A 14762-nucleotide genomic window follows, 5' to 3' on the forward strand; every position below is an offset into this window, starting at 1 on the left:
TCGGCAAGAACGCGGAGAGCGGCACCGCCGCCCAGGGCGCGTCGACGCTGACCCAGCAGTACGTGAAGAACGTCATCGCCTCGGGCCGCTCGGCCGCCGGGGCCGCCCGGGCCGGCTCAGGTACCGGCGAGCGGGAGGGACGCGGCGACGACCTGGCCGAGGGCGACGGCGCGCTCCAGCGCCTGGCGGAGCAGGTCCTCGCGCGGCTGCCGGCCGACCATGCCCGCCGGGACGGCGTACATCGTCACCTCTGCCAGCTGGTTGGCGGCGAACCGCCAGGCGTCGGTGACCTGGAGCGGCTGGTGCGCCTGCCACCAGCCGGTGCTGCCACCGGCCGCCGCAGGCTGGAGGATCGCGTGCAGCTTGCCCATCGCCACCAGCACCGACCAGCCGGGCAGCTGGTCCGGCGTCCTGTTGAGGTCGGTGACGGGCTGGAAGCCGGCGTCCTGGAGCAGGTCCAGGAACTCGTCGGTGCCCGAGGTGTTCCCGGGGCGGCCGACCGGCCCGGTGGGCTCGACGACGAGCGAGGCGTGGCCGGTGTCCCCGTGCAGCACCAAGCCGCAGGTGATGCCGAGGATGGCGGCCTGGCCGGGCGCGGTCGGCTGGCCCGGGACCGGGGTGCCGGCCGCGTCGGCGGCCGGTGCGGCGGCCGGGGCCGGTACGACCGGGGTCCGGGCGACGGTGGGCGTCGGCGCGTCGGTCTGGGCCTGGCTGATGCTGCGCACCGCGCCGACCAGCTGCTCCTCGGCGACCGGCACCACCTGGGAGGGGATGCAGCGGGCGTGGGCGAAGGCGAGCACCGCCGTCTCCTCGCCGACGAACAGCACCGTGCTGGTGGGCTCCTGGAGGGAGTCGCCCGGGGTGCGGCAGGAGGTGCACTCGTAGCTGTCCGGTGCGTGGGCGCCGCCGAGCAGGCGGTCGGCCTCGTCGTCACCGATCTCGGATCGGACCTCGTCGCTGACATCGAGCATGCGCGGCAATGGGACTCCTCGGGGTCTCGGGGTTAGTCGCGGGCAGGGGGTGGCGGGACTGTTCGGGCGGTAGCGGGCGGACCGTTTCCGGCCGCCTCTACCAACGGACCCCTGTGGCAGTGGTCACGGGTGGGCCCCTGGGCTGACGGGAATTGCCTCGGATTCGATCGCTGTGCGTGGCGTCGGGATCGCAATCTGTCGATGTCGAGGGCGGAGCTGCCGAAATGAAGCCGTGAGGTGGATCACGGCGCGCCGATGTTTGATCTAGGAAATGACGGTTAAATCCGACATATCGGACAGGATTGCAAGGTCGTTACCGTGGGTAACGCTTGGCTGAGCTGGGCAGACCGTCCGATGTTTGGATCCCCGGCGGCCGACTCGTAGCTTCATTGGCGGTGCAACGAGCACCACCCGGGTTCACCCCCGACGCACAGCCCGCCGGTTCGTCCGGTGCCGGCCGTGCCCGCCGATGCGACCGCTCGAACAGGTCCCCGGTGTGAGGCGGGTGGCCGGGGCGGCGCGGCACGTCCGACACGTGCCCGGCCGCCCGACGGACGCGGCGAGCGAATCGATCCCCATCCAGGGCTTGGTTCCGCATGCCCGCCCGGGGCTGTCGAGAGGAACCCCATGACCTTCCGTAACGAGTCCGCCGCTGCCACCACCACCGCCGCCACCAAGCGCAACCGCGTTCGGATGGCCGTCGTGGCGGGCGCCGCTGTCGCGGCCCTGCCGGTGGCCGGCCTCGTCACGGCCACCTCGGCCTCCGCCGCCTCGGTCTCCACCTGGGACGCTGTCGCCCAGTGCGAGAGCGGCGGCAACTGGGCCATCAACACCGGCAACGGTTTCTACGGCGGTCTGCAGTTCACCTCCAGCACCTGGGCCGCCTTCGGCGGCACCGCCTACGCCCCCCAGGCCAACCTGGCCACCAAGGCGCAGCAGATCACCATCGCCGAGAAGGTCCTCGCCTCGCAGGGCCCGGGCGCCTGGCCCGTCTGCTCCGTCAAGGCCGGCCTGACCAAGGGCGGCGCCCCGGCCGCGGTCGACACCTCCGCCGGTTCGGCCACCGCCGCCAAGCCGGCCGCCCCGGCCGCCACCGCCGCGCCGAAGGCCGCGCCGGCCCCGAAGGCCGCCGAGGCCCCGAAGCCCGCGGTCGCGCCGAAGTCCTCCGACGCCGCCAAGTCCCGGAAGTCCGGCGACGCCGCGACCTCGAACGACGCCAAGTCGGTGGCCGGTGGCACCTACACCGTCAAGGCCGGCGACACCCTGAGCAAGATCGCCGCTGCCAAGGGCACCGACTGGCACGCCCTGTACAACAACAACACCAAGGTCATCGGCGGCAACCCCGACCTGATCTTCCCGGGCCAGACCCTGACCGTCTGATCCGGCTCGACTCCAGGCCGGTCCGGCCTGTGTCTGCCCGATCCGGACGCGTCGTCCGGCCGGCCGCTTCCCCACTGCGCGGGTTCTCCGCTGTGTGGGGGAGCGGCCTTCGGCGTGTCCGGCGTGTCGGGGCGGGCGCGGGGGACGCGCGCCTAGGGTCGGCTGCTGTGCCTTCTCGCCATTCGTAGGATCAGCCGTGAATCCTTCGTGCCGACCGGCGGTCGGGCGGGGTTCACCGCTGCGCTCGGTGCCGGGCTCGGTGCCGGGCTTGGTGCCGCGTTCACTGCCGTCGCCGTCGCCCTCGGCGTGCTGCTGCTAACCGCCGGGCTGCTGTCGGGCGCTCAGGCCAGGGCCGCCACGGCCGCCATGACCGCCACGGTCGTCGCGGACGAGGTCTGGGACGACCTCGCCGAGTGCGAGAGCGGCGGCGACTGGCGGGCCGACACCGGGAACGGCTACTTCGGTGGGCTGCAGATCTGGCCGCCCACCTGGGAGGAGGCCGGCGGCCTGCGGTTCGCCACCCGGCCGGACCGCGCGAGCCGGCGGCAGCAGACCACCGTGGCCGAGGAGATCCTCCGGATGCAGGGGTGGGAGGCCTGGCCGGCCTGCGCGCGGGAGATCGGGATGATCGACTGAGCGGTTGTCGGCTCGTCGGCTCGCCGGTATGTCGGATCGTGGGCTCGTCGGTATGTCGGCTGAGCGGCTCGTGGGCCGAGTGACGCGTGGGCTGGGCGGTCGGTCGCTCGGCCGGGCCGGCGCCGTCCCACGGATCCTGTGCCGCCTGTCGGCGGGCTGCGCGAGGATGGTGGCGTGATCCAGGGCGAGCTGTTCGGTGGGGGCACGGGCGAGGGCGGGTTCCGCGAGCGGTCGGAGCCGGCGCCCGGGGCGGTCCTCGTCCCCGGTTGGCTCGACGCCGCCGCCCAGCTGCGCCTGGTGGCCGCCTGCCGGGAGTGGGCCCGTCCACCGGCCGGGATGCACACCGTCCGGATGCCGACCGGCGGTCTGATGTCCGTACGGATGGTGAGCCTCGGGTGGCACTGGTACCCGTACGGGTACGCGCGGACCGCCGAGGACGGCGCGCCGGTCAAGCCGTTCCCCGCGGAGCTCGGCCGACTGGCCCGCCGGGCCGTCGTCGACGCGTACGGCGGGGCGGCCGGTGACATCGCGGGCGCGGCCGGGTACGAGCCGGACATCGCGATCGTCAACCACTACCCGCACGGCGCCAAGATGGGTCTGCACCAGGACCGCGACGAGCGGACCGACGCGCCGGTCGTCTCGCTGTCGCTCGGCGACACCTGCGTCTTCCGGCTCGGCAACACCGAGACCCGCACCCGCCCGTGGACGGACCTGGAGCTGCGCAGCGGCGACCTGCTGGTGTTCGGCGGCCCGGCCCGGTTCGCGTACCACGGCGTGGTGCGCACGCTGCCCGGTACGGCGGACCCGGCACTCGGGCTGACCGGGCGGCTGAACATCACGATCCGCCGGTCGGGTCTGCCGGATTCGGAGCGACCGTAGCGCGCGTACAGGCCGCGGGTCCGCAGGGCGCTGTGCCGTTCGGGGTTCGGTCCGGTTCGGTGGGACGTTTTGGGGCCTCGTTCGGGTGAATCGGCGGGGTCACCCCGGATGTGGGGAATGCCAGGGGTCGCCGGAGAATTCGATGGGGCGGGAGAATTCGACAGAACGGACGCCGACTGCTGGACGGGAGACCTCCGTCCGGGCCGGCCGTCCGGAGAGGAAGCGCACGCATGGGTACCCCCGTCGACGAACTCGTCGCACTGCTGGACCTTGAGCAGATCGAACTGAACATCTTCCGCGGGCGCAGCCCCGAGGAGGCGCTGCAGCGGACGTTCGGCGGTCAGGTCGCCGGTCAGGCGCTGGTCGCGGCGGGGCGCACAGTGGACGGCGAGCGCCCGGTCCACTCGCTGCACGCCTACTTCCTGCGCCCCGGGGTGCCGGGTGTGCCGATCGTCTACCAGGTCGACCGGATCCGTGACGGCCGGACCTTCACCACCAGACGGGTGCTCGCCATCCAGGGTGGCCGGTCGATCTTCGCGCTCACCGCCGACTTCCACCTCCCCGAGGAGGGCGGCATCGAGCACCAGTACCCGATGCCGGACGTCGCCCCGCCCGAGGACCTGCCCAGCGCCCTGGAGGAGGTCGGCTCCCGGCTCGGCGAGCTGCCCCCGTTCATCAGCCGCCGGCAGCCCTTCGACATCCGGTACGTCGACCGGCTGCGGTGGAGCAAGGAGGAGCTGGCCGGCGTCGAGGCCCGCAGCGGCGTCTGGCTGCGCACCAACGGCGCCCTGCCCGACGACCCGCTGATCCACGTCTGCGCGCTCACCTACGCGAGCGACATGACCCTGCTGGACGCCGTCCGCGCCCCCGTCGAGCCGCTTTGGGGCACCCGTCACTTCGACATGGCCTCGCTGGACCACGCGATGTGGTTCCACCGGCCGTTCCGGACCGACGACTGGCTGCTCTACCAGCAGGAGTCCCCGATCGCGCACGGCGCCCGTGGCCTCGCGCGCGGGCAGATCTACGACCGCAGCGGGCAGCTGGTGGTGTCGGTGGTGCAGGAGGGGCTCTTCCGGCCGCTGAAGGGGTGACGGGATGATCCACCCCGGTGGCCGGTGTTGAGGTGGTGACGGACCAGGACGGCCTTCGGGCCTCAAGGCGCGGCCTTCGGGCCTCACACGGGCGGCCTTCGGGCCGCGGAAGCACGGCCCTCGGGCCTCGGACCGGAACGGGAGGGCATGCCGATGACGGCGACAGCCGCGGAGGAATGGAAACACTGGAGCGACGGCCGGGCGGCGGCGGTGAGCACGGTACACGGCCAGCTGGCGCTCACCGGCACGCACTGGCTGGAGCCCGAGCCCACCGCGATCCCCGGCCTGCCCGGCCGCTGGTGGGCCGACGCGGAGGGCGTCCGGGTCCGGGCGGCGGCCGCCGACGGGATCACGGTCACCGGCGCGCCGTCGCCCGTCGACGGTGAGGCACTGCTCCGCCCGGACAGCGACCCGGCCGCCGACACCGCCTCGCTGGGCGAGCTGCGCCTCGTCCCGATCGAGCGCGAGGGCGAGCTGGCCCTGCGGGTCTTCGACCCGGCCGCACCGCGCCGGGCCGCATTCGCCGGCATCGCCGCGTACCCCTACTCGCCGGAGTGGGCCGTCCCGGCGGTCTTCACCCCGTTCGGGGCCGGGGACGGCCAGGCGGTCGTCGTCCCCAACGCGGACGGCAAGGAGCGCCCGCTGGCGGTCTCCGGCGAGGTCTCCTTCACCGTCGCCGGCGAGCACCGCACCCTGACCGTCAGCCGCGCGGACAACGGCCGCCTCAGCGGTGTCATCGCCGACGCGACCAGCGGGACGGACACCTACCGCTTCCGCTTCATCACCCTGCCCGCCCCCGACGCGGACGGTCACACGGTGCTCGACTTCAACCGGGCCTACCTGCCGCCGTGCGCCTTCGCGGACCACTTCATCTGCCCCTTCCCGCCGCCGGGCAACCGGCTGGACTTCGCGGTCGAGGCGGGGGAGAAGCAGGTGCTCACCCGGTAGCGCGGCTGTGCGGCGGCGGTGGCGACGGGAGCGCGGACCCTTACCCGGTGACGGCCCGGCCGGCGGGCGGGGCGAGGATGGAGGACTGTGTCGACCAATCATCCTGCCAATTCGGCGACCGGGGCCGCTCCGTCCACAAGTGAGCCCGCCGACTCCGCCGACTCCGCCGCTCCTGCGTCCTCCCCCTCGCCCTCGCCCGCCGCGTCGCCGTGGTACCGCCGGGCCACGCGCGGGGCCTTCGCCGACCTCAGCCCGCTGCGCGACAACCCCGACTACCGGCGGGTCTGGTTCGGCCAGGCCGTCTCCTCGATCGGCCAGCAGATGACGGCCGTCGCCGTCGCCGTCCAGGTCTACGACCTCACCGGCTCCAGCTTCGCCACCGGCCTGGTCGGGCTCTTCTCCCTCTTCCCGCTGGTCGCCTTCGGCCTCTACGGCGGCGCCGTCGCCGACACCGTGGACCGCCGCCGCCTCGGACTGATCGGCTCGGCCGGCCTCGCCGCCGTCTCCGCCGTCCTCGCCGCCCAAGCGCTCGCCGGACTCGGCCTGGTCGCCGTCCTCTACGCCGCCGTGGCCGTCCAGGCCGCCTTCTTCGCCCTCAGCTCGCCAGCCCGCTCGGCGATGATCCCGCGCCTCGTCCCGAGCCACCAGCTCCCCGCCGCCAACGCCCTGAATACCGTCAGCATGAACCTCGGCCTCACCGTCGGCCCCATGCTCGGCGGCGTCCTGATCGGCGCCTACGGGGCCCAGGCCGCCTACCTGGTCGACACCGTCGCCTTCACCGCCACCCTCTACGCGATGTGGCGCCTGCCCGCCATGCTCCCGCTCGGCGAACGCAAGGGCCGCGCCTCCGTCCTCGACGGCCTGCGCTTCCTGCGCGAGCAGCCCAACCTGCGCACCAGCTTCCTCGCCGACCTCGCCGCGATGATCTTCGGCATGCCGCGCGCCCTCTTCCCGGCCATCGCCGTCACCTTCTACACCGGCGACGCCCGCACCGTCGGCCTGCTGGTCTCCGCCCCCGCCGTCGGCGCCCTGATCGGCGCCCTCTTCTCCGGCTGGGTCTCCCGGGTCAACCGCCACGGCGCCGCCGTCCTCGCCTCCGTCGCCGCCTGGGGCCTCGCCATCGCCGCCTTCGGCCTCGTCCGCAACCTCTGGCTCGGCCTCCTCCTGCTCGCCGTCGCCGGCTGCGCCGACACCGTCAGCATGATCTTCCGCAACACGATGATGCAGGTCGCGGCCCCCGACGAGATGCGCGGCCGCCTCCAGGGCATCTTCATCGTGATCGTCGCCGGCGGCCCCCGCCTCGGCGACTTCGAGTCCGGTGCCGTCGCCTCCCTCGCCGGCCCCGCCACCTCCGTCGTCAGCGGCGGCCTCGCCTGCGTCGCCGCCATCCTCCTCCTCGCCGCCCGCCGCCCCGCCTTCCTCCGCTACGACGCCCGCCACCCCACCCCCTGACCCCGCCCCGACGAAACCTGGCAGCGAGCACCCCCCGACGTGCTGTATTGTTTTCCACGTCGCCGGGACACCGGGGACAAGGTCGAGAAGCCCGAAGCGAAGCCGCAAGGCCAAGCCGAAGGCGCCGAGACCACGGGACGTGGCGCAGCTTGGTAGCGCACTTGACTGGGGGTCAAGGGGTCGCAGGTTCAAATCCTGTCGTCCCGACGCAAGTCGGATGGGCCGTTGGCCGGGAGAAATCCCAGGTCAGCGGCCTTTTGCGTGACGGTCCGTCAGTGAAACGAGTCATCCGCGAGCACCCCTAAACGATCTTGCTGGGGACCAGCTGGGGACCAGCGCCACCCGGGCGGAGCTCGAGGAGCTGCCCCCGGGGACCAGCCGGCCGAAGACCCACCCGTCCCCTCCCGGCCAGAATAGCCGCAGGGAAAGCCCCGTGGACACCCTTCCCGCCAAACTCCTGTGGTGATTCCGCCCGCCCGCGCTGCGATGCGCCGAGAGGACGCGGGAAGCGGATTCCCTCTCGGGCCGCGGAGGCAGCCGACTCGGCATCAGGAGCCGCACGGCCGCCTTTTCCCAGCCCGGAACATATGCACCTCAGCCGAGTTCCGTCCCGCCGGGACGCCGTCGCGGCCGTTGTGCACTCTCTACAGGCAGGCGGTCGGGCCGGGCTGTCGCAGGGCACCCGTAGGCTTCGCCCATGAGCACGGTGCACGCCAGGGTCTGGCGCTTCACGGTCGAGAAGGGGCCCGCCGGGGCGGAGGCGGTCCAGGCAACGGAGGTCGGCCAGGGGCCGCTCCCGGTGTCGCTGGCCGCGCTGGCCAACATCAACGCGCTTGCCTGCGACCTGCGCCGCACGGTCGACCAGCGCGTGCGCAACCACGAGATCGGCCTGCTGCTCAGCTACCTGAGCGGGGACACCGGAACGGGGCCGCTCGGGGTCGACTGCGGCGCACTCGACTCCAGCTCCGGACACATCCGGCGCTTCGTCAGCGAGTGCACCGGGCTCGGCGTCATGACGGCCGCCAGCGAGACCCTGTTCGACTGGAAGTCCGCTACCGACGGGCTCGCCAGCTTCGACGTCCTTCCCGACAAGCTCCTGGGCGCCTACGCGAAGACCGGCGTCCGCCCGGACCTGCTCTACGACCTCGCCGCCGGCCCGCTCGCCGGGGAGGCCCGCGGCCGGCGCAGGGACGCCAAGCAGATGCTCCCGGCCGTCAAGGGCACCGCGGACCAGCGCACGCGCCTGGAGAAGCTCGCCGCATGGTCCGCGGACCACAGCGGGCACGACTACTTCATGAGCTGGGTCTGGCTCGGCACCGGCGGCGTCTACGTCGACATCTTCCTGCCCGAGGAATCCCCGGCCACGGCCGGCCTGAAGACCGGATGGATCGAGAGGCCCGGCAGCCAGCAGCCCTGGCGCTTCCGCGTCCCGAGGCCCGACCCCCGTCGGCGGGTGGAGACGCAGCCGGAGGACTACCTGGACCGGCCCCTCCTCATGAGGAAGCTCGACGTCCCCGACGGGATGACCGATGACGAGGTGGCTGGCGGCAGTGTCCAGGAGGTGGTCGACGCGGCCATGGACCGGGCTTTCGGCCGGGAGGAGGGCCCGCTGGGCGAGCTCGGCGGCGTGCCGGTGCGCGGGACCTGGCTCAGGGCGGACGCCGTCGGCCCCGCACGCTACGAGGTGCTCGTCGGCGTACTCGGCGAGCACGTTCCCGTGGACCTCCGGGCCCAGCGCCGCCGCCTGGAGACTGAGCAGGGCCACCGGCTCGACCTGTTCCTCGAAGGCCGCCTGCTGACGCTCGTGCACCCGGTCGGTGAACCGCGCCCCAGCTGGGGCCGGATCGCCGAGGAGGCTCTCGGCTGAGCCTGGACGGCCCGTATCGGGTCGATCGATCCCGAACGTCCGTTCTGATCCCTCATGCGGTAAATGCGGTGCCAGAGCGGGCTGTTATCCGCGATGATGGGGCGGTGCGAGTTACCCGTCTGCTGATCTCGAACTTCCGGGGCTGGAAGTCTCTCGACCTGCGTCCGCGTGACCACGTCGTGCTGGCGGGGATTCCCCGCGCCGGCCGAAGTGACATCGTCGAGGCGCTGGCCCGCGTGCTCGATCCGGACGCCGCGCAGAGCCCCCGCCTCTCCGACCTCCACCAGGAGCCGCCAGCCGCCGCACAGGCGGACGCCCCGGAGGACGACGAGCCGGCGCTCGGGGACGACAGCGGCTGCGGCGGGGCTCCTGGCGAGACCGAGCCATTCGTCCGGGCCGACTTCGCGGAGGTCGAGGTCACGCTGACCGACCTCGACCCGGCCGTCGAGCAGCTGGTCGACGGCCACCTCCAGCCGCTGGACCCTTCCGGAGCCGCAGTCGAGAGCGACGAGGCCGACCCGACCGCGCCCCAGTGCGTCCGCATCGCCTACCGGCTCAGCTACGACACCGAGGCCGAGACGTGGGAGAGCGCGGTCTACTACCCGGACCGCAGCAACCCGGAGACCGGACAGTACATCCGGGTGCCAGCCGCCGTGCGCCGCGAACTCCCGGTCATCACCCTCAACGCCAGCGTGCCGCTCCAGCTGCGTGCCGGCGGAAGTCTGCGGCGGTACATCGAGGAGCGCGACGCCAAGGCTGCCACCGCAGCCTTCGAGGTCCTCCGCGACGCGGTCGGCGACGCGGTGGCCGCCCTGTCCGCAGACCCCGCCATCACCGAAGCGGTCGACGCCGTGCTGGCGGTCGGCGGCACCGGCACCCGCCTCGGCGACACCCCGGTCACCGCCACGGACGTCGGCTTCCTCGCGGAGGACGGCTCGGTCGCGGCTCTCCTGCGCACCCTCCGGGCCTCGCTTCGGCTGGACACCGCCGGGCCGCTGGCGCTGGCCAACCACGGCAGCACCGTCACCGCAATTCTCTCCATGGCCGAAGCCATGCTCCTCGCGAACGTCCCCGGCGCGATCGTGCTCGCCGACGACTTCGGCGACCAGCTCGACGCGGCAACCGCCGAGCACCTCGCCTCGCTCATCCGCAGCCGCTCCGGCCAGACCTGGCTGTCCACCCGCCGGCCCGACGTGGCACGCGCGTTCGAGCCCACCGAGGTCGTCCGGCTCGTGCGCCACAACGGCGCCCGGACCCATCACCAGCTTCCGCAGGTCAGCGACCGCAAGGAGCTGGTCGCCCACCGCCAGCTCCACACGCAACTGCTCCCCGCCATTACCGCGCTGGCCGTCGCGGTCACCGAAGGCCCGCACGACGTCGCGGTGCTCGCATTCGCCAACCGCCGGTACCCGCCGGCCAAGCTGCCCCTTTCGGCGTTCGGTGTCCGCCTCGTCGCGGCGGGAACGGGTGGAGACGGCGGCATCGACCAGGTTCCCCGGATCGCCGAACTCGCCAAGCAGCTCGGCTTCCGCGTCGTCGGGGTGATCGACCGGGACAAGCCGGGTCCGCAGACCGACGCCCAGGTGGCCAAGGTGCAGCAGGCATGCGACGCGGTGATCAGGCTGCCGGAGAGGACCGCCATCGAACGCGCGATGACGGCCGGCGTCGGATTCCCCCAGCTGACCGCCGCCAGTTCGGTCCTCACGGCCTTCGGCGAGACCGACCCCCTGGCCGGTGGGGCGACCGAGGCGAGCGTCACGAAGCTCTGCGAGCGCCTCCACAGGAAGGGCCTTCACGAGCCGTTCCTGGACGCCCTCTACCAGGAGCTGCAACCGGCACCAGCCGGCCCGGACGAGGAAGCCGACGACGACCAGCCTGTGGTCCATCCGCCGCTCCTGGAGGCTCTCCTGGACGCCATCGCCTGCGGGGCGGACCCCGCCTACAGCGGCCCCGCCATGATCGACCTGCCGGACGTTCCCCGGCCGGCAGGGGACAAGGCGTGACCTACGAAGCGCAAGGGGCGCAACAGGACGTCATCGACAACACCGCTCCGGTGCGCGTGGTCCTCGGTGGAGCGGGAACGGGTAAGACCACCACGGCCGTTGCCGCAGCCCGCCGCCACCTCGACGCAGCGGACGAGAAGCTCGTACTCCGGCGGCAGGCCGCTCAGCGGTCCGCGCGGCGGACGAGACTGCCTGCCCCCGAGCGGGTCCTCTTCCTCTCCTTCTCCCGTACCGCGGTCGCACAGATCCTGGACCGCTCCGCCGGGGTGATCGGCCCGATGGCGCCGCGCCTGGAGGTGGCGACCTTCCACGGCTTCGCCTGGCGCATCATCACCAGCTTCGGCCAGCACCACGGCTACCCCGCGCCCCAGACGGTGCTGAGCGAGGCACAGCGCCTCTTCGAAGCCTCTACGTCCGCCACCGGCCTCACCTACGACGATCTGCTCCCGGCCGCGAATCGGTTGCTGGCGCTGGACAAGGTCCGGGACCACTACAGCGGCCGGTACGGGCTCGTGATCTGCGACGAGTTCCAGGACACCAGCGACCAGGAGTGGCAGTTCCTCCAGCACATCGCACCGGCCGCCCGCCGAATCCTCCTTGGCGACGCCAACCAATGCATCTACGCCGGGCTCAAGAAGATCGACGCCGACGCCCGGATCGCCAACGCCATGGCCCTGCCCGGTGCCGAGAAGATCCCGCTGCCGCCGCTCAGCTACCGCGACCCCAGCGGCACTCTGCCGGCCGCCGCTGAAGCTGCCCTGCGGCGGAACTTCGCGCACCCCGCGATCCGCACCGCCGCCGACGCCGGAAGAATCTCGGTCACCGACTACACCACCGGCAACGGACACACCGAGGTCATCGACCTCGTACGCGCAGCCCGGAAGGACGGCCACACGGTCGCGATCTTCACCCACACCAACCAGGCCACGTTCAGCCTCTCCGACGCGCTCCGCGTCGAGGGCATGACCCACGAACTCGTCGGCCTCACCGAGGCATACGGCGAAGCCCTCGCCGCCCAGCTGGCCCTGCTCAAGTTCGCCCTGAACCTCCCGGACTCCAACGTCCTTCGCGCGCTCGCAATCTACGTCCAGGCCACCGAGCGCAAGGGCAACAAGTTTAGAGTCCCGCTCGCCAGCCAGATGCTCGACCCGTCGACCAACACCGTCCTGCAGAACGCACTGATGCGACTGGCCCAGGACCTGCAGGACGCCGCCGGAGACGGCGAGCTTCCCGACACCGCACGCCTCGCCGAGGTGATCACGAACGCCTACAGCACGGTCGGGGCCTCCCGCGGCCAGGAGACCTGGCTCCAGGCCGCCCGCCAAACCCGCTCCGCTCTAGCCAAGTTGGCCGATGGAACTGGCATCGAAGCCGTCGAGCAGGAGATGCTGCGCGCCCGTGACGACGCCTTGGTCGGCACGGTCACAGGCCGGCGTGCTCCCATCCAGGTCATGAACCTCCACCAGACCAAGGGCCGTGAGGCCGACACCACGATCCTGTTGCTCGGCAGCGATGAGTACCACGGGCCCGAACACGAGCCCTTCCCCACCGGCTCCAAGTTGCTGTACGTCGTGATGACCCGGGCGAGGAAGACCGCGCACCTCGTCGTGCCCGACCTGGTCCACCCGCTCTGGAGGCCATTGGTGGCCGCCCTTCGATAACAGCCGAGCCTGCCGGCGCGGCGCTCGTCGGATGGTGGCCGCCGACCGCACCGCGGGGGTGACAGAATGGTCGGCCCTTGTCCTCGGAGGTATCCGTGAGCGCTGAACAGCCCGCCAACTACCAGCCGCCCGCGCACCGGGCGTTCCTGCGGGCCATCGCCGCTGCCGAGGACGAGATGAGCCTTCAGCTCGCCCAGGGGGTGATGTTCGAAGAGGAGTACGTCACCACCCATTTCTGCAGCCGTCTGCCGCCCGAGGTCGCCTACGTGAAGTTCGCGAAGAAGCAGGAGAGCTGGGTCGGGGGTGACTACCTCTGGTGGTGGGTGGACCGGACCGGGGAGGCGTTCGGCTGCCTCGTCCAGGCCAAGGTCATCCGCCCCAAGGGCCGAGGGTGGAAGATCGGCTTCCACCACGAGGGTCGGACCGGCCTGCAGATGGACCGACTCCTCGCTGCTGCCGATTTCTTCGAGGTGATGGCCGCTTACACCTTCTATGCCGGCGATGCCGTCTACCGCAGCGGCATGCGGTGCTCTCTGCGGCATCAGGGTGTGCCGTGCCACGAGCGCCGGGGAGCCGGTGTGACCATCCTGCCCGCGCTCATCGCGCAGCGTGCGGTCGAGAACGCAAGGCTCCGTGCGACGGCCTCGCCGGCCAAGCTGCCCTTCCTCGGCGGCTTCGACTCGATCGAGGACGTCTTCCACCACGCGGAGCCGCTCAGCAGGCTCACCGAGCCGGGTCTCATCAGCGACGATCCCGCCCTCGCCCTCTACTACCAGATGCAGCTGGGCCCGGAGATGAACGGCCTGCGCGAGTTGCTGACCCCCGGGCAAGCCGGAGCACGGAAGGTAGCCCGGTTCATGACCGACAAACTCGCCAAGGCTGCCTCCGCCACGTACGAGACGGCAGTCCTGCCCGACGTCCACACTGACCTGGAAGCCAGCGGACGAGTCTTCGGCGCGCTGCCCGGCACGCGAGGCCACTTCGGCCGCCCGTTCTTCGAGCACGCGCTGCGTGGCCTGCGCACCGGCCTCCCCAGCTACGTCCAGGCGGCGCTGCAGAACCCGGCCGACGGCGTCTCGGCGGAGCTGGCCGAGCACGCCGACGGCCTGGTCGTTGTGTACCTGTGACCAGCCGCTGCGGTGCCGAGGGGTTCAGCTGCGCGTGACTGTGTAGCCGCTTTTCTCCAGGGCCTTCGTCCAGACGTCCCGGTCGAACCACTTCGTGATGTCCGGGGCCGCCGCGCTGAGGGTGGCCATGCGGGCCTGCCAGTCGTGGCCGGTGTCGCCGCGGAAGCCGCAGCCGCTGCAGCCGTCTTCGCCGTGCACGTGGCCGGCCATCCAGGCGTTGACCGCGACGTTGAGGATGACGGAGTAGAGATCGCCTCCACTCTCCACGAGAGCGTCCGGCACGCCGGCGAGGATCATCGCGAGTTCGGGGTTGTCCACGGGCGGAAACGGCCCCTCACCCGCAACGAGGCCGTCGTGTTCGCGCTGTCGGGCCACGGAGGCGACGGCTTCGGCGAGTGCGGCGGGGTCGATATGGGTCAACGCTTCGCGCTTCCTGATGCCGAGCGCTGCCGCGATGGCGGTTGCCTGCTGCTCGATGGCGTCCGCTACTCCGTTGGGCCCTAGCGTGACGCCGCGGCGGGCCAGCTCGGTGAGCGTCTGTCCGAGGACCTTCTGGAACGGCGCGCTCTCGTGGTTCAAGGTCAGCTCCGGGGTGTTGGCGGCGTGACGTGGCTTCGGGGAGCCTATGTGTGGAACGGCCCTCGGGGGGGTGGGACCAACGGGGTGTTCAACCCCCCACACCACTTCTCGGACGACGAACAGCATGCGGAGGGGGGAGGGGGGCTCAGGATATGGGGGGGGATCGGT

At 72.1% G+C, this 14762-nt stretch carries 12 protein-coding genes and 1 tRNA gene; 11 read left to right on the forward strand and 2 right to left on the reverse strand.

Translation table 11 applies throughout. The features are described 5' to 3' along the window. Positions 1 to 116: 116 nt before the first annotated feature. Positions 117 to 980, reverse strand: a complete 864-nt coding sequence (locus tag ABZ885_RS23935; protein WP_360192140.1) for a hypothetical protein — start codon at positions 978 to 980, stop codon at positions 117 to 119. Between the two features lie 618 nt (positions 981 to 1598). On the opposite strand from ABZ885_RS23935, the gene ABZ885_RS23940 reads away from it, so the two are divergent. From ABZ885_RS23940 to ABZ885_RS23990, 11 genes are all read left to right on the forward strand, one after another. Next, a complete protein-coding gene (locus ABZ885_RS23940; protein ID WP_360192143.1) occupies positions 1599 to 2351 on the forward strand; it encodes a transglycosylase family protein in 753 nt (250 codons plus the stop codon). 207 nt (positions 2352 to 2558) lie between these two features. Next, positions 2559 to 2987, forward strand: coding sequence for a transglycosylase family protein (locus tag ABZ885_RS23945; RefSeq protein ID WP_360192145.1), 429 nt, complete (start codon positions 2559 to 2561; stop codon positions 2985 to 2987). 174 nt (positions 2988 to 3161) lie between these two features. Continuing rightward, on the forward strand, positions 3162 to 3866 hold the full coding sequence (locus ABZ885_RS23950; RefSeq protein ID WP_360192148.1) for an alpha-ketoglutarate-dependent dioxygenase AlkB: 705 nt from the start codon (positions 3162 to 3164) through the stop codon (positions 3864 to 3866). 230 nt (positions 3867 to 4096) lie between these two features. Beyond that, the gene (locus ABZ885_RS23955; protein WP_360192150.1) at positions 4097 to 4957 is read left to right on the forward strand and encodes an acyl-CoA thioesterase II; all 861 of its coding nucleotides are present in this window, start codon (positions 4097 to 4099) and stop codon (positions 4955 to 4957) included. 210 nt (positions 4958 to 5167) lie between these two features. Beyond that, positions 5168 to 5905, forward strand: a complete 738-nt coding sequence (locus ABZ885_RS23960; RefSeq protein WP_360192153.1) for a DUF1684 domain-containing protein — start codon at positions 5168 to 5170, stop codon at positions 5903 to 5905. Between the two features lie 255 nt (positions 5906 to 6160). Continuing rightward, positions 6161 to 7357, forward strand: coding sequence for an MFS transporter (locus tag ABZ885_RS23965; RefSeq protein ID WP_360192169.1), 1197 nt, complete (start codon positions 6161 to 6163; stop codon positions 7355 to 7357). 133 nt (positions 7358 to 7490) lie between these two features. Beyond that, positions 7491 to 7564: transfer RNA gene (locus ABZ885_RS23970), tRNA-Pro, on the forward strand. 490 nt (positions 7565 to 8054) lie between these two features. Then, positions 8055 to 9224 carry a hypothetical protein gene (locus ABZ885_RS23975; protein WP_360192156.1) on the forward strand — a complete coding sequence of 390 codons (1170 nt, stop codon included), beginning with the start codon at positions 8055 to 8057 and terminating at the stop codon, positions 9222 to 9224. Positions 9225 to 9328: 104 nt separating this feature from the next. After that, the gene (locus ABZ885_RS23980) at positions 9329 to 11227 is read left to right on the forward strand and encodes a hypothetical protein (protein ID WP_360192158.1); all 1899 of its coding nucleotides are present in this window, start codon (positions 9329 to 9331) and stop codon (positions 11225 to 11227) included. After that, entirely contained in the window at positions 11224 to 12888 is a 1665-nt protein-coding gene (locus ABZ885_RS23985) for a UvrD-helicase domain-containing protein (RefSeq protein ID WP_360192161.1), read from the forward strand. Before ABZ885_RS23980 ends, ABZ885_RS23985 begins: the two co-directional genes overlap by 4 nt. A 95-nt stretch (positions 12889 to 12983) precedes the next feature. Beyond that, positions 12984 to 14015 (forward strand): hypothetical protein, encoded by a 1032-nt coding sequence (locus ABZ885_RS23990; protein ID WP_360192164.1) that lies wholly within the window; start codon positions 12984 to 12986, stop codon positions 14013 to 14015. 24 nt (positions 14016 to 14039) lie between these two features. Here ABZ885_RS23990 and ABZ885_RS23995 read toward each other — a convergent pair whose 3' ends face one another. Then, positions 14040 to 14720, reverse strand: a complete 681-nt coding sequence (locus ABZ885_RS23995) for a hypothetical protein (protein ID WP_360192167.1) — start codon at positions 14718 to 14720, stop codon at positions 14040 to 14042. Positions 14721 to 14762 lie beyond the last annotated feature (42 nt).

Source organism: Kitasatospora sp. NPDC047058 (genome assembly GCF_040643935.1).
Taxonomy (GTDB): domain Bacteria; phylum Actinomycetota; class Actinomycetes; order Streptomycetales; family Streptomycetaceae; genus Kitasatospora.

What these genes read in the sequence shown, in the direction of transcription:
- ABZ885_RS23995 (WP_360192167.1), bottom strand. Translation starts at nt 14,720, where the DNA reads ATGCTGTTCGTCGTCCGAGAAGTGGTGTGGGGGGTTGAACACCCCGTT.
- ABZ885_RS23940 (WP_360192143.1), top strand. Translation starts at nt 1,599, where the DNA reads ATGACCTTCCGTAACGAGTCCGCCGCTGCCACCACCACCGCCGCCACC.
- ABZ885_RS23975 (WP_360192156.1), top strand. Translation starts at nt 8,055, where the DNA reads ATGAGCACGGTGCACGCCAGGGTCTGGCGCTTCACGGTCGAGAAGGGG.
- ABZ885_RS23955 (WP_360192150.1), top strand. Translation starts at nt 4,097, where the DNA reads ATGGGTACCCCCGTCGACGAACTCGTCGCACTGCTGGACCTTGAGCAG.